Raw genomic sequence first — 18,669 nt, forward strand, 5'->3', positions numbered from 1 at the left:
TCGGAAAATCCCGCACCACGATGGAGAAGACGATGAGCAAGCCGGTAGTCCTGCAGATGGGGGCCTATCCAGAATGGGATGAAGTTCCGCTGAACGCGGATTACGACCTGCGCCGTTATTTCGAGGCCGCGGACAAGGATGCCTTCCTTGCCGAATGCGGGGCGCATGTGCGGGCCATCGCCACCAGGGGCGAGTTGGGGGCCAGCCGCGAGGTCATCGAGGCCTGCCCGAATCTCGAGCTGATCTCGGTCTATGGCGTGGGTTTCGACGCGGTCGATCTGCAGGCCTGCCGCGAGTGGGGGATCCGGGTGACGAACACGCCCGACGTGCTGACGGGCGATGTGGCCGATCTGGGCGTGGCGATGATGCTGGCCGTCGCGCGCGGCATCGTCGGCGCCGAAGCCTGGGTGCGGGGCGGCCACTGGGCGGCCAAGGGTAATTATCCGCTGCAGCGCCGCATCTGGGGCAAGAAGGCCGGCATCCTGGGATTGGGCCGGATCGGCTTCGAGATCGCCCAGCGTCTGCGCGGCTTTGGCATGGACATCGCCTATTCCGATGTCGCGGCCAAGGATTATGCCACCGACCTGACCTTCATCGCCGATCCGGTCGAGCTGGCGCGGCATTCCGAGTTCCTGTTCGTCGCGCTGGCGGCTTCGGCGCAGACCCGGCACATCGTCAATCGCGAGGTGATCGAGGCGCTGGGCCCCGAGGGCGTGCTGGTCAATGTCTCGCGCGCCTCCAACATCGACGAGCAGGCGCTCATCGCTGCCCTGCAAGACGGCCGGCTGGGCGCGGCGGCGCTGGATGTTTTCGATAACGAACCCCGGATCGACCCGCGCTTCCTGGACCTGCCGAACGTGCTTTTGCAGCCGCACCAGGCCTCGGGCACCATCGAGACGCGCAAGGCGATGGGCGAGCTGGTCCGCAACAACCTGGCGGCGCATTTCGCCGGCCAGCCCCTGCTTACCCCGGTTATCTGAGGCCACCATGAAAGCGATCGTCATCCACGCCGCCAGGGATCTGCGCATCGAGGAACGCGAGCCCGAGGCGCTTGGCCCCGGACAGGTGCGCATCCGCCTTGCGGCCGGCGGGGTCTGCGGATCGGACCTGCATTACTACAACCACGGCGGCTTCGGGACGGTGCGGCTGCGCGAGCCGATGATCCTTGGCCATGAGGTTTCCGGCCATGTCGTCGAATGCGCGCCGGACGTGGCGGGGCTCGTTCCCGGCGATCTGGTCGCCGTGTCGCCCTCGCGTCCCTGCGGGGATTGCGGCTATTGCCGCGAGGGGCTGCCTAACCATTGCGAGAACATGCGCTTCTACGGCTCGGCCATGCCGTTCCCGCATATCCAGGGCGCGTTCCGGCAGGAGCTGGTGGCGGATGCCACGCAATGCGTGCTGGCTAACGGCCTGACGCCGGGCGAGGCGGCGATGGCCGAGCCCCTGGCGGTCACGCTGCACGCCGCGCGCCGGGCCGGGGAATTGCTGGGCAAGCGCGTGCTCGTCACCGGCTGCGGCCCCATCGGCCTGTTGTCGATCCTGTCGGCGCGGCTGGCGGGCGCGGGCGAGATCGTTGCGACGGACCTGTCGGATTTCACGCTGGCGATGGCGCGCCAATGCGGCGCGGATCTGACGGTCAACACCGGCACGGCGCCGGATGGCCTGTCGCCCTTTGCCGTGGGCAAGGGAAGCTTCGATGTCCTGTTCGAATGCACGGGTGTCGCCGCGGCCATCGCGCCGGCCATCGCGGCCATGCGGCCGCGCGGCGTGGTCGTGCAGTTGGGATTGGGCGGCGACATGCCGCTGCCGATGACGGCGCTTACCGCCAAGGAGCTGGACCTGCGCGGCTCCTTCCGGTTCCACCAGGAGTTCGCGACCGGCGTCCAGGCCATGCTGGCGGGCCGGATCGACGTCAAGCCGCTGATCACCCACGAGGTCGCCCTGGACGAGGCCGAGCAGGCGTTCCGGCTGGCCTCGGACCGCGCCACGGCGGTCAAGGCACAGATCCTTTTCGCCTGAGGGGCGCGCTACCCTTGGGCTGAATCGAAGGCCGCCGGGGATTGCGCCATCTCTGTTGCCAGCCGCACCAGATGATCGCGCACCACGGCGGCCGCTTCCGAAAGAGGCAGCTGCGCCGAGACGCAGATCGCCATGGCGACCTTCATGTTGGGGCGCCGGATGCGGTAGCTCCGGGCATCCGGGACGCGACGCAGCACGGCCTGCGCTGCCGATGCGGGCAGGATGGTGCAGCCCAGCCCCTCGGCCAGCGCGTTCGACAGATACGAGATCGACTCGGTCTGGGCGACGACCTGCGCGCTGGTCCCGACGCGCGACAGCGTGGTTTCGATCACCTGGCGGACGGTATGGATCGGGCTCGGCAGGATCAGCGGCTGGGACACGGCCTCGGCGAACGAGATCTCGCCATCCTCCGGCTCGGCGATCTGCGTTCCCACGAAATACAGCTCTTCCGTCGAGATCGGCTCGAAGCTGAGGCTGGGGATCTTGCCCGGATCGAAGATCAGCGCGATGTCCATCTTGCCGGTCATGATCTGTTCGCTGATCACGCCGCCGCCGACCGCCTCATTGGCATAAAGCAGGATCCCCGGATGCTTTTCGCGGATGGTCCGCATCAGCTGCGTCGCCACAAGAGAACCAAGGCCCAGCGGCGCGAAGCCGACGCTGACCGCGCCGGTAATTTCTTCCGATGAGGTGGCGATGTCCTGCTCGGCCTGGTTCATCTGCCGGATGATCATCTGGCAATGGCGATACAGGACCTTGCCCGCCTCGGTCGGGATGACGCCGCGTTTCGAGCGCAGCAGCAGCGGCTTGCCGAAATGGGTTTCCAGCGCGGCGATCTGCTGGCTCAGCGCCGGCTGGGCGATGTGCAGGATCGCGGACGCCCGCGTGATGCTGCCGATGTCCACGATCTTCATGAAGGCGTAAAGCCTGCGTATGTCCATGATAATACACCCCTGAAGCGCGATTCTGCCCGGCCGCGCGGCCATTCTATTGGGTCGGCGCGTGGGGCGCACCGATGTATAAGCATTCGCGATCATGTCAGACCGAACTGTTCTTTTCGCAGCGATGGGCCTGTCGCTAGGGTGACAGGTGCAACGGTCACAAAACTGCAAAACTGTCGCGCCGCAGCCGCGAGATCTTGGTCCCGTTCGTCTGCGGTAAGCGCCAACATTGGGAGAGTTCGATGATCCTGAAGTCAATCGCCTGCGGGGCAGCGACCGCGCTGGTCATGGCAAGCGCCGCCATGGGGCAGACCCGGCTCAGCCTGTCCGAAGTGCTGCCGGACGGCAACTTCATGGCGGAAAACACCAAGAGCTTCGCCGAAGCCGTGAAAGAGGCCACCGATGGCGAGGTCGTCATCACCGTCGCCACCTCGGGGTCGCTGGGCTTCAAGGGGCCCGACCAACTCGGTGCGGTTCGCGACGGGCTGGCCGACATGGCGGACATCAACATCAGCCAGCAGATCGGGATGAATCCGCTGTTCGGCGCCGAAGGCGTGCCCTTCCTGGTGGAGTCGATGGAGGAGTTGAAAGAATACCACGCCTTCCTTCGCCCCGAATTCGAGAAGCTGGCCGAGCAATACAACCAGAAGATCCTCTACATGGTGCCGTCGCCGGCCCAGTATGTCTATCTGAAGACCGAGATCGACGACATCGGCGATTTCCGCGGCATCACGGTGCGCGGCGCCGACAAGAATACCGTCGATATCGTCAGCAGCCTTGGCATGGACGGCATCGCCATGCCCTGGGGCGAGTTGCTGCCGGCGCTGGCCTCGGGCCGTGTCAGTGGCGTCGCGACCTCTGCCACCTCGGGCGTGGACGGCAAGTTCTGGGAATTCCTGAGCCACATCTATCCGACCAACCACACCTGGGGGTCGAACGCGGTGACGATCAACCTGGATTCCTGGGGCAAGCTTTCGCCGGAACAGCAGGCTGCCATCGAGAAGGTCGCCGCCGAGCTTGAGCCGCAATTCTGGGAAAGCTCGCGCGAGAGCGACCAGAAGAGCCTTGAGATCATGACCGGCCACGGCATGCAGGTGGTCGAGCTGTCGGACGAGCTGAAGGCCCAGATCGTCGAGAAAGCCAAGCAGGTTCAGGCAGAGTTCTTTGACCGGGTTCCTGCGGCCAAGCCGATTGCCGATGCCTATCTCGCGTCGAAAGGCGGCAACTGAGATGGCCGGAGAGCGGCACCTCGCCCCCGAAGCCGTCGCTGAACGCGGCGCTGTGGCTGCCCTGCAAAGGGCGGCAGACTTCGCCTCACTTGTCGCGGCCTGGCTTGCCGGTCTTTGCGTCGTGGGCCTGACATTGCTCGTGCTGATCGACACCGCGATGGCGTTGATCAGCCGCTATGTCCCGTCCTTTCCGACGGGCACCGGAATCGGCTGGGAGTATAGTGCCTATCTGATGGGCGCGGCCTTCCTGCTCGGCTCGGGCATGACGCTGCGCGCGGGCTTGCAATTGCGGGTGGAGCTGCTGCTCTCGATGGGCAAGGGTCGCTATGCCAGGATGTTCGAGATCTTCGCCGCCATCCTGGGGACCGCCGTCACGCTGCCGCTGGCGATCTGGCTTGCGCAGTTCACGCATCGCACCTGGAGCTACGGCGAGGTTTCCCAGGACAGCTTCACGCCCTTGTGGATTCCGCAACTGGTGCTGACCATCGGGGCGGCCGTCCTGGCCTTCCAGATGGTCGCCCGTCTCGTCACCGCCATCAGCGGAAACGCCGTCGACAAACCCAGCCTCGGTGCCGCGAGCGCCATCGAGTAAGCCACAGCGCCCCTGCGCGCGAAACAAGGAATATCGGGGAGAAACATGGGCGCTATCGTCGCAAGCCTGTTCGGGCTTCTTTTCGGCACATTGGCCATCGGGGCCTGGATCGGAATCGCCTTGCTGGCCACGGCCATCGGCCTGGCAATGCTGTTCACCGGCCTGCCCGTCGACAGGCTGTTTCCGCAATACCTGTTCAACATCCTGACGACGCCCGACCTGGTCGCGTTGCCGCTGTTCATCCTGATGGGTGAGTTCCTGTTCAGGACGCGCCTGTCGGAAACGCTGTTCAGTGGTCTGGCGCCCTGGGCGGGCCTGCTTCCGGGCCGGTTGCTGCATGTCAATGTCGTCGGCTGCTCGATCTTTGCGGCGATTTCGGGATCCTCGGCCGCGACGACGCAGGTCGTCGGCCGCATGACCCTGAAGGAACTGCTGGCCAGGGGCTATTCGCCCGACCTGGCCATCGGCAGCCTTGCCGGTGCCGGGACGCTGGGCTTCCTGATCCCGCCGTCGACGGTGATGATCATGTATGGCGTGCTGGCCAATGAATCGATCCTGCGGCTTTTCACCGCCGGCTTCATCCCCGGCGTCCTGCTTGCCCTGGTCTTTGCCGTCTACATCATGATCCGCGCCAGCGCCAAGCCTGACCTGGTGCCCGAAAACGAACGGGCGTTGCGCCACATGCCGTTCCGCCAGCGCCTTGCCGCCCTTCGGGATCTCGGGCCGGTCATGTTCCTGATCCTCTGCGTGCTGGGCTCGATGTATGGCGGGCTGGCGACCCCTTCCGAGGCCGCGGCCCTGGGCGTGGTCGGGGCCTTCCTCGTGTCGCTGTCGCAGGGTGCGCTGAGCCTGCGGGCGCTGCGCGACATTCTGCTGGGGACGGTGCAGACCTGCTCGGTCATGGGCATCATCATCCTTGGGGCATCGGTGCTGGGCAACATCACCTCGACCCTTGGCATTCCTGGCGCGGTTGCAAATGTGGTGACGGACTGGAACCTCTCGCCGATGCTGCTGATCGTTGCGCTGATCGTGCTGTATCTGGTGCTGGGGACGGCGCTTGAAGGCTTCTCCATGATCGCGACCACCCTGCCGGTGGTGCTGCCCTTGGTCGAGGCCGCGGGCTTCGACAAGATCTGGTTCGGCATCTTCATGGTCCTGGTGGTCGAGATGGCGCAAATCACGCCGCCGGTGGCGTTCAACTTTGCCGTCATCCAGAACATCACCGCCCGAAGCACGGCCTATATCGCACGCGTCACCTTCCCCTTCCTGCTGATCATGATCGGCTTTGCGATCATGCTGGCCGTGTTCCCTGGGATCGTCACCTTCCTGCCCAACCTGCTACTGGGCTGATCCCGCTAGGGCGTGGCGCCCAGGTCTTCTTGCCGGGGCGCCATGCAGGTCGGCTTTGACTGCCTGTTCCGTTGGCGCTATCAGAGGCTCCATGCCACGGCCTAACGCGCAGCTGCATTTCGATCATCAATCGGCGTCCCTCGGGGATGCGCTGTCCAGAGCAAAGAAGAATAATGAAAACTGAAACTTCGATCGGCCTTATCGGCCTTGGGACGATGGGGGCGGCGCTGGCGCTGAACATCGCCGAGAAGGGCTTTCCCATCGCGGTGTGGAACCGCACCACCGAAGTGACCCGCCGCTTCCACGCTGAGGCCGGCGTGCTGGCGGATCGCGTGATCCCGACCGAGAGCCTGGCCGACCTGGTCGCCGCCATTGCCCCGCCGCGCGCCATCATCCTGATGGTCCCCGCCGGTCCGGCCGTCGACGACCAGATTGCCGCGCTGGCGCCGCTGCTCGGCCCCGATGACCTGGTGATCGACGCCGGCAACGCCAATTTCCACGACACCAACCGCCGCGCGGCGTCCGGCCTGCCGATGCGCTTCCTGGGCATGGGCGTCTCGGGCGGCGAAGAGGGCGCGCGCCACGGCCCCGCCATCATGGGCGGCGGCGCGCGGGCCGACTGGGACCGCGTCGCAGGGGTCATGCAGGCCATCGCCGCCCAGGCCGAGGACGGCACCCCCTGCGCCACCTGGATGGGCGAGGCCGGCGCCGGGCATTTCGTCAAGACCGTGCATAACGGCATCGAATATGCCGACATGCAGATGATCGCCGAGGTTTATGGCGTGATGCGCGACGGGCTCGGCCTGTCCGCCGCCGCCATCGGCGAGACCTTCGCCGGCTGGAACGAAGGCGTGCTGAAATCCTATCTGGTCGAGATCTCGGCCGCGGTGGCCCGCGCCACCGATCCGCTGACCGGCCAGCCGATGCTGGACGTGATCCTGGACGCCGCCGGGCAGAAGGGCACCGGCCGCTGGACCGCGATCGAGGCGCAGCACCTGGCGGCGCCGATCCCGGTGATCGAGGCGGCGGTGATGGCGCGCAACGTCTCGGCCCGCATCGACGAGCGCAAGGCGGGCGAGGCGCGTTTCGGTGCCGCCCCGCAGGCGCTGGACCTGGCGCGCGACCAGCTGGAGCAGGCGCTTATCGCCGGCAAGATCCTGTGCTATGCGCAGGGTTTCGCGATGATCGAGGCCGCCGGCCGCGCCTTCGGCTGGCAGCTCGACCTGCCGGGGATCGCGCGGGTCTGGCGTGCGGGCTGCATCATCCGCTCGGCGATGCTGAACGACATGGCGACGGCGCTGGCCGAGGATCCGTCGCGCAACCTGGTGCTGGCGCCGTTCTTCGCCGAAAAGCTCGAGACCGCGATGCCGGCGCTGCGCGCGGTGGTGGCGCAGGGCGTGCTGCACGGCCATGCCTTGCCGGCGCTGGCCTCGGGGCTTGGCTGGTTCGACATGATGCGCACCGGCCGCGGCACGGCGAACATGATCCAGGCGCAGCGCGACTTTTTCGGCGCGCATGGCTTCGACCGGCTGGACGGGCAGGACAGCCATCACGGACCCTGGGGCGGGAAGAGCTGAGGGGCAAAATATCCCTGGCAGTTCGATGTCCGGCCTTTGTCGGTCTTGTTCGACATCGCGAACCTCAGCGCCTCGGTCCTCGGCCCCGCCTCGTCGACCGGGATAGAAACCGGCATCGCCCCCGTGTCGCTCAGCACTTGGCGCGCCGTCGCATGCCAGGGGCTCTCGATTGCAAAGGCATCGCCCGGATCGAGGATCAGCCGCGCGCAAAGATCCAGCCCCTGCTGCGGGCCGTTGACGATGACGATCTGGCCGGGCTCGCAGACCAGTGCGCCCGCCAGAGATGGCCCTGCAGCGCGGTGCGCAGCCGCGGCGTGCCGCGCGGGCCGGCATGGCTCAGGCGCTCGGGCTGTCGGGACAGGGGAGTGGACATGGCGCGCTTCCAGGGGGTCGTGGGAAAACCGTCGGCGGCCATGTCGCCATGGCGGACATCGGCCAGCAGCCTGCTTCCGGCATGGCGGGCGGAACCGGCGGATGCGCTCGCTCCAGGCCGACAGCCGGACCGGCGGGGGTTTCGCGCATCGGCGCCAGGTGACGGCGACGGCGCAATGCGCCAACGAATGCCGGCGCCTGGTCATCTCCACTCCTATGGCAACGGGCAGGATTGCCCTGGGGCCCTGGTGATGGAGGCCGGGACCGTCCTGTCGATGGTCTGGGCGGCGGGCAATCACGACCCGCTGGCGTTTCCGGCGCCGGAACGGTTCGACCCCGACCACCAGGGCGCGCGCGCTGATGTTCGGCCTGGGGCAGCCTGCCTGCCTGGGCCATGCGATCATCCGGGCGACCTTGGTGCAGCTGCTCGATGTGCTGGAGGCATTCGCCCCCGAGGCCGGCACCCGGCCAGCGCGCTGGTCGCCGTTTGCGCAGGACCATCTTCCTGCCCTCGGCATCCGTTTCGAGGGCTGATCGCCGCGGGCGGGTCGGTCCATGAATGCCGCAGCCCACTCATGGCCCTTTCCTGGGGCGATGCAGATCGCGCCCTGTTTGCACCGGGTTGCACCTTGCCCAAGTTCACGACTTTCGCCGCGGGGGTTGCGGCCGATGCTGCGATTGGCAGCCTGCATCGGCCGTGCCTCTGCTCGCGAGGAATAGCCTACGAATTTTGGAAGTCGACTTGGATCTAGAGGCCCTGGATTAGGGGCAACTTTGCTTGGCGACGGCGAAATTCCGGGATTTGGGGTGGTGGATTGGCGCGTGGAGAGCGGGGTTTTCCGAGTGGACCGTAAAGTTGTGGCCGATGCAATCGGTCATTCGTCTCTCGTGAGCGGAATACCTGTTATGCCGGCGTTTGGCGCCGCCACTCTGGAAAACCCGGCAGACGCCCCTGCCAAGATATCTCGAGCCATCATCGATATAGTGAACCGCACGGTGCTTTCCGGAGGCCGATTTTGGTGAGTTACGCGGCTATGGGATCAGTGTCCAGAACCGCGTAGAAGTTGGCCTCGGCTTCGGCGGACGGGATGTTCCCGATCGGTTCGAGCAGATCGAGCAGGTGAACGCCATGGGTTCGCGAGAACCTGCGAGGAGGTGTTGAACCAGTCGACCCATTCCAGCATGGCGCACTCGACGGCCTCGAAGCTGCGTCCCGGCCCGCGGCGGCGGATGACCTCGGCTTTGAGCAGACCATTGATCGTCTCGGCCAAGGGGTCGTCGCAGCTGTCTCCGACGTTCCCCACCGAAGGCTCTATACCCGCTTCTGCCATCTGCTCGCTGGAGAGAACGGACAGATATTGCGAGCCGTTGTCGCTATGGTGAACCAGCCGATGCCCTTGGGCGGGCGCCGATCATGCACGGTCTGTTCCAGGGCATCGAGCACGAAACCCGCATGAGCTGAAGTGCTGGCGCGCCAGCCGACGAGCGTCCGGGCGGAGGCAGCGATCACGAAGGGTGAGGGCCAGCCCTCGAACCGATCGCGAGGCCCTCACCCTTACGAAAGACCTCCTTCGCCTGGCGCAACTCGCGGTTCTGTCGCTCCAGCGCCTGCATCCTCTGGGCCATCTCGGTCGGGATCCCTGCGCGCTTGCCGCTGTCGACCTCGGCCTTCTGGACCCAACCCTTCGGCATCTGCGCTCCGCAGCCAATCTTCGCCGAGATCGACAGGACCCACGGCAAACGAAAGACGTGCTGATCCCCATTGTCGAGAACCAATCGCACCGCCTGCGCACGCATTTCGCGGGAAAACCTGATCGTCATCTGGCTCATGATGCTCCATCCTATGCAAAAGATGGAGCTGCCGGAAAAACCAGAGAGGGGTCAGTTCATCTCCCTCCTGAAATCGGCACAGAACGCGCGAAACAGCTCGGGCTCCACAGGTGCTTTCCTAGCTCGTTCTGGGCTGAGGCCTCCAGCGCGTCGCGGCGGATGTTCAACTGCCGCTTCCATCTGGCGCTTCGAGGCCGAGGACGAGGCGGTGGCCAATGCCAGAAAATGCAGGTTGGCGGGCTATTTCTATGCCCGCCACCCCTCCCACGTCTGGCGGGTGGTCGGGATGCTGGAGATCGGCATGGTCAGGGTGAACGCCAGCTTGATCTCGTCTGAGGTGATGCCCTTTGGCGGCGTCAAACAGTCCTGCCTTGGCCGCGAGGGCAGCACCATGGCATCGAGAATTGCCTGAATATCAGTATATGCGCATCCTGGTCTAAATGCGGCCGTCACCTCAGCGGAAGCCGGCGCGGGTCCGACAAGCGCCGGGTCCAACCGCACGATATCAGCCTGGCGGGGACAGCGCCGGTCTGCCGGTTTTGCGTTGGGTCTCAGAATAGAAGATCCTTCTTGTGACCGGGATTGCGGACGGCGAAACCGTCGGTGCCGATCTCGGCAAGGTATTTCCTGAAGGTCGCGATGAAGGATTGCAGGAAATAGGGTTTCTCGGCCCCATAGGTATCGGCGACAACGAGCTTGGCAAAAGGCAGGTCGTCGACGATGGGCTTCCTGACGATGGCGCCCTGCTCGGCATAAATCGGGGTCAAGGGCCGCAAGTTCAGGATCGAAAGGCCGAACCCCTCTGATATTGCCGCCAGCGCGGCACCATAGGTCCGGGCGCGAAAGCTGATCTGCGGCGCCTCGGCAATCAGGCGGAAGATGGCCAGCAATTGCGGTGCGATCTCGGGCTGGTCCAGCAATACGAAGGGACGCCGGGCGATGTCCGCGATCCGGATTGCCTCTTGCCTGGCGAGCGGATCGTCGGGGTGCATGGCGACATGCGGCGGCACCAGGCAGATCGGCGTCCGGTCGAAGGGGGCGATGATGTCGCCCTCGTAGAGCACGGCGAACTCGATCTCGCCGGCGGAAAGCCAGTCGCGCAATTCGCTCTGGTCGCCCTCTCTCACCACGATCTCGACATCGGCTTCGTTCGCCGTGAAGCGGCGCAGCACGCTGGGCAGAAGCAGCGTCCCCAGCGGCTCGAAACAGCCGATCCGCAGCGGATCAGGAATGCGCGCCGAGATGTCGCTGGTGGCGCGCGCGAATTCGGTCTCCGCTGCCAGCAGCCGTGCGGCGGCAGTGACGAACCGGCTGCCGGCCGGGGTGATGCGGATGCCCTTGGCTGGGAAGCGGTTGAAGATGCGGGTGCCCGCCTCGTGCTCGGCCGCGTCGATGGCCGCCAGGATGGATGAGGTCGAGATCCCCAACGCCCGCGAGGCCGCAAGGACATTCTGCAACCGCGCCACTTCGCAGACATAGCGCAACTGCCTGAGCGTCAGCCGGGACCGCATGCATCCTCCTTGTTTCATGAAATGAAAGAATAGAACGAAATTAATGTATTTTCCAGATTATCCGGCGACGCCTATTCCGTTGCTCAGACCCCGCGCCGTTCCCGACGAGATCCAGCACGCGGCGCGACGATGCAGATCATGGGAGGAGAAGGAATGCTCACGTCGTCAGATCTCGACCAGGCCATCGCGGCCAGTTGGGACCGACAGCTCGACTGGCTGAAGACCTTGGTCGGCTTTCCCAGCCAGCGCGGCCTGGAAGGCCCCTGCCAGGACTGGATCGCCGACGCGTTCCGCACCCGTGGCTGGAGTGTCGACCGCTATGTGCTTTCCGATGTGGACATGGAGCACCTGCCGGGCCATTCGCCGGTGCGCGACACCGATTATGGCCAGGCGGTGCAGGTGGTCGCCGCGATCCGCGCGCCGCAGCCGGTTGGCCGCAGCCTGATCCTGCAGGGCCATGTGGACGTGGTGCCGACCGGACCGGAGGCCATGTGGTCCGCGCCGCCCTATGGCGCGACGGTCGTCGAGGGCAAGCTGTTCGGGCGCGGGGCTTGCGACATGAAGGCCGGGGTTTGCGCCATGGTCTTCGCGCTCGACGCCCTGCGGCATGCCGGCTATCTGCCGGGCAGCGACGTCTATGTGCAAAGTGTGACCGAAGAGGAATCCACCGGCAACGGCGCGCTTTCGACGCTGGCGCGCGGTTATCGTGCCGATGCCTGCCTGATCCCGGAACCCACCGGGCATTGCATCGGGCGTGGGCAGATCGGCGTGATGTGGTTCCGCCTTTCGGTGCGGGGCAAGCCGGCGCATGTCGCCGAAAGCGAACAGGGCACCAACGCCATTCTCTCGACCTATCGACTGATAGAGGCGCTGCAGGCCTTCACCCGCGACCTGAACGAACGGGTCAAGACGCACCCCCGGTTCTCCGGGCTGACCGCGCCGATCAAGTTCAACGCAGGCAAGATCCGCGGCGGCGACTGGGCGAGCTCGACCCCGGCCTGGTGCGAGCTGGACTGCCGCATCGCGGTCCTGCCGGGCATGTCGCTGGAGGCATTCCGCCAGGAGCTTGCCGATGTGGTCATGCGGGCGGCAGAGGCCGATCCGTTCCTCGCGCCGAACCCGCCCGAGATCATCTGGCACGGTTTTCAGGCGGAGGATTACGTGTTGGAACCCGGCAGCGCCTTCGAGGCGACGATGCGCGAGGCCCACAGGACGGCGACCGGCGCCGAGGCGCGGGAATGGCTGTTCACCGGGGTCACCGACAGCCGCTTCTATGGTCGTTATTACGACATCCCCAGCCTCTGCTACGGCCCCGCCGGCGGGCAGATGCATGGTTTCGACGAATATGTCGAGCTGGAGAGCGTCAGGCACACCACCCGGGTGATCGCCGACTTCATCCAGCGCTGGTGTGGTCTGCGCAGGGTCTGAGGAGGAGACGACGATGCAAGACAGGAAATCCCAATCCCGGCGGGCCGCCTTGGGCTCTTTCGTCGGCACCACCATCGAGTGGTATGACTTCTACATCTACGGCTTCGCCGCCGCGCTGGTGTTCGGGCCGTTGTTCTTTACCGGATCGTCGCCCTATATCGGCACGCTCGCGGCCTTCGGCACCTTTGCGGTCGGCTTCTTTGCCCGTCCGCTGGGCGGGCTGATCTTTGGCCATCTGGGTGACCGGATGGGGCGCAAGAACATCCTTGTGGTGACGCTGGTCATGATGGGCATCGCCACCGCCCTGATCGGCATGCTGCCGACCCATGCGACGATCGGCGTCTGGGCGCCGATCCTGCTGGTGGTGCTTCGCATCTTCCAAGGCATTGCGGTCGGCGGCGAATGGGGCGGCGCGGTGCTGCTGGCGGCGGAACATGCGCCCAAGGGACGGCAGACCTTTTTCGCCTCATTCGCGCAGCTGGGCAGTCCGGCCGGTCTGGTGCTGGCGCTGCTGGCCTTTCGCATCGCCGGGCTGGTCGATCAGGAGGTGTTCCTGAGCTGGGGCTGGCGCGTGCCGTTCCTGGTCAGCATCGTGTTGCTGGGCGTCGGCCTGGTCATCCGCCTCAACATCGAGGAGACCCCGGAATTCGAAAAGGTCCGGCAGACCGGGAAACCGGCCAAATTGCCGGCGGTCGAGGTGTTCCGCGACTGGCGCGGTGCCATCTTCCTGGCGATGGGCGCGAATACTTTCGGCATCGCGGCGGTCTATTTCTACAATACCTTCCTGGTCGCCTATGCCACGCAATATGCCGGCCTCCCGCGCGCCAGGATCCTGAACGCGTTGTTCTGGACTGCGGTGGCGCAGCTTCTGTGCCAGCCGATCGGCGCCCGCATCGCCGAGAGGATGGGCAATGAGCGCCTGTTCTTGCAAGTCTGCCTGGGCATCTCGGTCCTGACGCCCTATCCGGTGTTCATGGTGGTCGAAACCGGCAATTACGCGCTGATCCAGGTCGGGCTGATCGTCAACATCATCTTCGGCGCCTTCTCTTATGCGGTGATCGCCGGCTATATCTCGCAGATCTTCCCGGCTCGCGTTCGCTACAGCGCGATTTCCATCGGCTACCAGTTCTGCGGTGCCATCGCCGGAGGGCTGACGCCGGTGCTGGGAACCATCCTGGCCGAGAAGTTCAGCGGAGAATGGTGGCCGCTCGCCGTCTTTGCCAGCACCCTGGCGGGCATTTCGCTGGTCAGCGTATCGCTGCTGGGCCGCTATCGCCAAGCCAATGCAGAGGCCGTGCCGGCCTAGAAGGGCGGCTGGGGCCGGCGCCGTCGACAGCCGCTCACGGCGATTGCCTTCTTTTCCGCGAGCGGGTGCGCCGGAAGCGCCGCCTGCTCGCCTTTCTCTGCGCCTCCGCCCGGAAAGTGCCGATCCGACAAAAAATAGCTTTACAGCTTAGCATTCTCAATTAATCATCTTCTGAAATATCACAGGATGATCTGATGATTCGCAGGGATGCAGAACTGCAGGAGCAGGGGGTGACCGTCAGCCGCGACGAATTGCTGGACCATGGCTCGGACGACGGTTTCCGCGACATGCTGCATGACATGCTGTCGGTCTTTGCCGGGCTGGAGCATATGCGTGACCGCTTCTGCACCTTTCTGGGCCTGTCGGGGCCGCAATACACGATCCTGGCGGCGATCCGGCAGTTCCAGGGCGAGAAGGGCGTCGGCGTGAAGGAACTGGCCGACCATCTTGGCCTGTCCGGCGCCTTCATCACCATCGAGACCAAGCGGCTGGCGAAGCTCGGGGTGATCCACAAGAAGACCAATCCCGCGGACCAGCGCCGGGTGAACCTGACGCTGACCCCGCGCGGTGTCGCGCTGCTGTTGCAGCTTGCCCCGTTGCAGCGCGAGGTGAACGACACGCTCTTCGAACCGCTCTCGGCCCAGGATTTCCGCCTGCTCTGCAAGATCATGCGCCGGATGCGGGCAAGCGCCGGGCGCGCGGCCACGCTGGCCGATTACCTGCTGGACGATGGAAAGGACGAGAAATGACCGTCACCGACCCGCTCGCCTTGCGCCGGACCCTCGGCCAGTTCCCGACCGGCGTCTGCATCATGACCGCCCGTCTCGGCGACGAGTTGCTGGGCATGACGATGAGCTCGTTCAATTCGCTGTCGCTTGATCCGCCGCTGGTGCTGTTTTCCATCGACCGCAAGGCCCGCGGCCTGCCGGCATGGGAGGCGGTAGAAAGCTATGCCGTCCATGTTCTGGCCGAGAACCAGCAGGCGCTGTCCAACCGCTTTGCCCGGCCGGGCGCGAAATGGCAGGGGGTGGATTACCGGCCCGGCCATGGCGGGGCGCCTCTGCTGCCCGGCGCCGCGGCTGTCTTCGAATGCGATGCCCATGCCCGCTGCGATGGCGGCGACCATGTGCTGTTCCTTGGCCGGGTCCGCCGCTTTGCATCCCATCCCGAGCGGCCGCCGCTGGTCTTTGCGCAGGGCCGCTATGCCTCGCTGCACCAGGGCGAGGCGGCGCCGTCGCTCTGGCCGCTCGACATCCATTACTGACAATCACCAACAGGAGAGCCTGATGTTCAAGACCGGACAGCAACATGTCGAATCCTTGCGCGATGGGCGCAGGGTTTTCATCAACGGCGCCGAAGCCGGGGATGTGACCGAACACCCCTCGTTCCGGCGAACCGTTCAATCGGTGGCGCGGATGTATGATTTCCAGTCGCGCCCGGAAAACCTGGACCTGATGACCTTCGAGACCGATACTGGGTTTCGTGCCAACCGGATCTGGCAGTTGCCGCGCAGCTATGCCGATCTGGTCGAGCGCCGCCGGGCGCTGGAGGCCTGGACAGAACTGCATGGCGGTTTCCTGGGCCGGGCGCCCGATCACGTCGCCTCGTGCATCGCCGGCATGTATATGGGGCTGCCGCTATTCGAGGCGCATGACCCCGCCCGCGCCAAGGCGCTGTCGGATTACTATCACTATGCGCGCGACAACGAACTTTACCTGACCTATGTGATCATCAACCCGCAGGCGGACCGCTCGAAAGCCGCGCATGAGCAGGCCGATCCGTTCCTGACCGCCGGCGTCGTGGATCAGGACGCCGAGGGCATCACCGTGCGCGGCGCCAAGATGCTGGCCACCGGCGGCATCGTTGCCAACGAGGTCTTCGTGACCTGCATCCAGCCCCTGCGCGAGGGTGAGGAACGCTATGCGATCTCTTTCGCCATCCCGATGAACGCCAAGGGGCTGAAGATCCTGTCGCGGAAATCCTACGAGGAGCATGCCGGAAACGTCTTCGACTATCCGCTGGCCTCGCGTTTCGACGAGAACGACGCGGTGCTCTATTTCGACGACGTGAAGGTTCCGTGGGACCGGGTCTTCGTCAACCAGGATCTCAAGCTCACCTCGGGCCAGTTCCACGCCACCCCGGCGCATGTCTATCAGAACTATCAGGCGCAGATCCGGCTGATGGTGAAGATGCGCTTCCTGATGGGCATCGCGCGCAAGATCGCCGAGACCAACGGCATCATCGCCTTCCCGCAGGTGCGCGAGACGCTGGGCCAGCTTGCCGCGCAATGCACCATGGTCGAGGCTTTCGTCCATGCGCTGGAGGCCAAGGGCAAGATGGTCAACGGCTATTATGTGCCCGACGGCTCGATGCTGTATTCGGCGCAGGTGCTGACGCAGCAGAACTACAATGCCTTCATCGGCGCGCTGCGCGATCTGGCCGGCGGCGGGCTGATCATGCTGCCCTCGTCGCTGGAGGATTTCGGCAATCCCGAACTGCGCGCCCTGATCGGCAAGACCCAGCAATCGCCCACCACCGATTCCGAGGGGCGGGTGAAGTTCTTCAAGCTGGCCTGGGATGCGATCGGCTCGGAATTCGCCTCGCGTCACACCCAATACGAGATGTTCTATGCCGGCGCGACCTTCGTGACCAAGAACCACTCGTTCCGCACCTTCGACTGGGACGGTGCCACCGGCCTCGTGGACCGGATGCTCGACAGTTACTCCCTGGAGGCCGAGTTGGCCCAGGTTTCGCAATAGCCCAATTCCGCAGCAAAGGAGGCATTCATGGCCATCGACAAGGAACACAAGGAATTCCACGCCATCGACATGGAAACCGAGGGCTGGCACACGCCGCCGGGCTATCCGGCCGGCATCCAGCAGAAGATCCTGGCCGGCAGGCTGGACGAAGAGGCCAAGGTGGGCAATCGCACCCGGCTGCTGCGCTTTCAGCCCGGCGTCTTTACCACCGCGCCTTTCGTCCATGACTACTGGGAAGAGGTCTATCTCGTCTCGGGCGACCTGACCGTGGGCAATGACGAGAACGGGGATGGCGGCGAATCCTTCCAGCCCAACACCTATGCCTGTCGTCCGCCGGGGGCCTATCATGGCCCGTTCAAGTCCGAGAACGGCTGCGTGCTGATGGAGATCCACTATTACGATCAGGACAAGTGATGGAGCCCGTCTCCGTTCTGGCCCGCCGCATGGCGGCGGGCGAATTGTCCGTCACGGCGCTGACATCGGCTTGCCTGGACCGCATCCTTGACGGCGATGGCGAGGGACGCCGCACCTTTACCATGATCGACCCCGACCGCAGCCTTGCTATGGCCGGCCTGGCCGACCGGATGCGGGCCGAGGGGCGGGCTTCGTCGCCGCTGGCCGGGGTGCCCGTCTCGATCAAGGCGCTGTTCGACATCCAGGGCAAGGTGACGACGGCCGGGGCCAGGGTGATGGAGCAGGCGCCGCCCGCCCGCGCCGATGCCGAGGCGGTGCGGCGGCTGCGCATGGCCGGGATGGTGGTGATGGGCCATACCAACATGACCGAATTCGCCTATTCCGGGCTGGGGCTCAATCCGCATTACGGCACGCCCGGCAATCCGGCCGATCGCAGCCGCATTCCGGGCGGGTCGTCCTCGGGGGCGGCGGTTTCGGTCGCGGACGGCATGGCGGCGGTCGGGCTGGGCACCGATACCGGCGGCTCGTGCCGCATCCCGGCGGCGTTTTGCGGCCTTGTCGGCTTCAAGCCCACGGCGCGGCGGGTGCCGCGCAGCGGCGTGTTCCCGCTGTCCCACAGCTTCGATTCCGTAGGGTCCATCGCCCGGACGGTCGAATGCTGCGCCCTCGTGGATGCCGCGCTGGCGGGCGAGCCGATCGCCGCACCGGATGCCCCGCCGCTGTCGGGGCTGCGCTTCGCGGTGCTGGAGAATTACGTCACCGAGGACATGGATGACGCCGTCGCCCGCGCCTTCGAGGCCGCCTTGCGCCGGATCGAGGCCGCAGGGGCACGGCTGACCCGCATCCGCCTGCCCGACCTGGACCGGCTGCCGGAGCTGAACGCCCGCGGCGGCATCGTCGCGGCCGAGGCGCTGGAGCGGCACCGCGAGCGCCTGGCGCGGTGCGAGGCCGGCTATGACCCGCGCGTCGCCATCCGCATCCGCAAGGGCGAGACTCTGCGGCCGGGCGAATATGCGAGCTTGCTGGAAGCCCGCCTTGCCATGATCGGCCGGGCGAACGGGATCACCGCGGATTTCGCGGCGGTGCTGATGCCGACCGTTCCGATCATCGCGCCCGAGACAGCGGCGCTAGAGGCCGACGACGCGCTTTTCGGCGCGACCAACCTGCTGGCGCTGCGCAATCCGACGGTGGCGAATTTCCTGGACCGCTGCGCGATCTCGCTGCCGCTTCCCGTCGACGGCCTGCCGGTGGGGCTGACGCTGATGGGCGAAACCTTGGCCGACCGCGACCTGCTTGCGTTCGCGCGCGGTGTCGAACGGGTGCTGGCCGCCTGAACCGGCG

18 protein-coding genes and 1 pseudogene are annotated in these 18,669 nt (G+C 65.7%); 15 read left to right on the forward strand and 4 right to left on the reverse strand.

Annotation, left to right across the window (positions count from 1 at the left end; translation table 11 throughout):
- Positions 1 to 32: 32 nt before the first annotated feature.
- Positions 33 to 980 (forward strand): 2-hydroxyacid dehydrogenase, encoded by a 948-nt coding sequence (locus tag IT40_RS18650; RefSeq protein ID WP_036758320.1) that lies wholly within the window; start codon positions 33 to 35, stop codon positions 978 to 980.
- Positions 981 to 987: 7 nt separating this feature from the next.
- Positions 988 to 2,019: an L-idonate 5-dehydrogenase gene (locus IT40_RS18655; protein WP_036758262.1), complete on the forward strand. Its 1,032-nt coding sequence runs from the start codon at positions 988 to 990 to the stop codon at positions 2,017 to 2,019.
- A gap of 8 nt (positions 2,020 to 2,027) precedes the next feature.
- Here the strand turns inward: IT40_RS18655 and IT40_RS18660 are convergent, their stop codons facing one another.
- Positions 2,028 to 2,960 carry a LysR substrate-binding domain-containing protein gene (locus tag IT40_RS18660; protein WP_036758264.1) on the reverse strand — a complete coding sequence of 311 codons (933 nt, stop codon included), beginning with the start codon at positions 2,958 to 2,960 and terminating at the stop codon, positions 2,028 to 2,030.
- A 242-nt stretch (positions 2,961 to 3,202) separates the two neighbouring features.
- Between IT40_RS18660 and IT40_RS18665 the strand changes: the two genes are divergently transcribed.
- From IT40_RS18665 to IT40_RS28790, 5 genes are all read left to right on the forward strand, one after another.
- Complete coding sequence (locus IT40_RS18665) at positions 3,203 to 4,189, forward strand: TRAP transporter substrate-binding protein (RefSeq protein WP_036758265.1); 987 nt, start codon at positions 3,203 to 3,205, stop codon at positions 4,187 to 4,189.
- Position 4,190: 1 nt separating this feature from the next.
- Positions 4,191 to 4,781: a TRAP transporter small permease subunit gene (locus IT40_RS18670; protein ID WP_036758266.1), complete on the forward strand. Its 591-nt coding sequence runs from the start codon at positions 4,191 to 4,193 to the stop codon at positions 4,779 to 4,781.
- A 45-nt stretch (positions 4,782 to 4,826) separates the two neighbouring features.
- Positions 4,827 to 6,131 carry a TRAP transporter large permease gene (locus IT40_RS18675; protein WP_036758267.1) on the forward strand — a complete coding sequence of 435 codons (1,305 nt, stop codon included), beginning with the start codon at positions 4,827 to 4,829 and terminating at the stop codon, positions 6,129 to 6,131.
- A 173-nt stretch (positions 6,132 to 6,304) separates the two neighbouring features.
- Positions 6,305 to 7,708, forward strand: a complete 1,404-nt coding sequence (gene gndA / locus IT40_RS18680; RefSeq protein WP_036758269.1) for an NADP-dependent phosphogluconate dehydrogenase — start codon at positions 6,305 to 6,307, stop codon at positions 7,706 to 7,708.
- Between the two features lie 732 nt (positions 7,709 to 8,440).
- Positions 8,441 to 8,614, forward strand: coding sequence for a hypothetical protein (locus tag IT40_RS28790; RefSeq protein ID WP_157034087.1), 174 nt, complete (start codon positions 8,441 to 8,443; stop codon positions 8,612 to 8,614).
- Positions 8,615 to 9,104: 490 nt separating this feature from the next.
- Here the strand turns inward: IT40_RS28790 and IT40_RS30895 are convergent.
- A pseudogene (locus IT40_RS30895) lies at positions 9,105 to 9,593 on the reverse strand (DDE-type integrase/transposase/recombinase); the annotation flags it as partial.
- Entirely contained in the window at positions 9,587 to 9,910 is a 324-nt protein-coding gene (locus IT40_RS30900; RefSeq protein ID WP_036758271.1) for a transposase, read from the reverse strand. The gene IT40_RS30900 and the pseudogene IT40_RS30895, both read right to left, overlap by 7 nt.
- A 13-nt stretch (positions 9,911 to 9,923) precedes the next feature.
- Here IT40_RS30900 and IT40_RS18690 point away from each other — a divergent pair, with 13 nt between their 5' ends.
- The gene (locus IT40_RS18690) at positions 9,924 to 10,322 is read left to right on the forward strand and encodes an aldehyde dehydrogenase family protein (protein WP_240540474.1); all 399 of its coding nucleotides are present in this window, start codon (positions 9,924 to 9,926) and stop codon (positions 10,320 to 10,322) included.
- A gap of 139 nt (positions 10,323 to 10,461) precedes the next feature.
- On the opposite strand, the gene IT40_RS18695 is transcribed toward IT40_RS18690, so the two are convergent.
- Complete coding sequence (locus tag IT40_RS18695; RefSeq protein WP_036758277.1) at positions 10,462 to 11,421, reverse strand: LysR family transcriptional regulator; 960 nt, start codon at positions 11,419 to 11,421, stop codon at positions 10,462 to 10,464.
- A 153-nt stretch (positions 11,422 to 11,574) separates the two neighbouring features.
- Here IT40_RS18695 and IT40_RS18700 point away from each other — a divergent pair, with 153 nt between their 5' ends.
- From IT40_RS18700 to IT40_RS18730, 7 genes are all read left to right on the forward strand, one after another.
- Positions 11,575 to 12,849 (forward strand): ArgE/DapE family deacylase, encoded by a 1,275-nt coding sequence (locus IT40_RS18700; protein WP_036758279.1) that lies wholly within the window; start codon positions 11,575 to 11,577, stop codon positions 12,847 to 12,849.
- A 13-nt stretch (positions 12,850 to 12,862) separates the two neighbouring features.
- Positions 12,863 to 14,155 carry an MFS transporter gene (locus IT40_RS18705; protein ID WP_036758281.1) on the forward strand — a complete coding sequence of 431 codons (1,293 nt, stop codon included), beginning with the start codon at positions 12,863 to 12,865 and terminating at the stop codon, positions 14,153 to 14,155.
- Between the two features lie 194 nt (positions 14,156 to 14,349).
- Positions 14,350 to 14,904 carry a MarR family winged helix-turn-helix transcriptional regulator gene (locus IT40_RS18710; RefSeq protein WP_036758283.1) on the forward strand — a complete coding sequence of 185 codons (555 nt, stop codon included), beginning with the start codon at positions 14,350 to 14,352 and terminating at the stop codon, positions 14,902 to 14,904.
- On the forward strand, positions 14,901 to 15,419 hold the full coding sequence (locus tag IT40_RS18715) for a flavin reductase family protein (RefSeq protein ID WP_036758286.1): 519 nt from the start codon (positions 14,901 to 14,903) through the stop codon (positions 15,417 to 15,419). Before IT40_RS18710 ends, IT40_RS18715 begins: the two co-directional genes overlap by 4 nt.
- Before the next feature lie 22 nt (positions 15,420 to 15,441).
- A complete protein-coding gene (locus IT40_RS18720) occupies positions 15,442 to 16,914 on the forward strand; it encodes a 4-hydroxyphenylacetate 3-hydroxylase family protein (protein WP_036758288.1) in 1,473 nt (490 codons plus the stop codon).
- Between the two features lie 27 nt (positions 16,915 to 16,941).
- Positions 16,942 to 17,328, forward strand: a complete 387-nt coding sequence (locus IT40_RS18725) for a cupin domain-containing protein (RefSeq protein WP_036758291.1) — start codon at positions 16,942 to 16,944, stop codon at positions 17,326 to 17,328.
- Complete coding sequence (locus tag IT40_RS18730; RefSeq protein ID WP_036758292.1) at positions 17,328 to 18,662, forward strand: amidase; 1,335 nt, start codon at positions 17,328 to 17,330, stop codon at positions 18,660 to 18,662. Before IT40_RS18725 ends, IT40_RS18730 begins: the two co-directional genes overlap by 1 nt.
- The last annotated feature ends 7 nt before the right edge of the window (positions 18,663 to 18,669 follow it).

Origin of the sequence: Paracoccus versutus (assembly GCF_000763885.1) — a bacterium.
Lineage (GTDB): Bacteria > Pseudomonadota > Alphaproteobacteria > Rhodobacterales > Rhodobacteraceae > Paracoccus > Paracoccus versutus.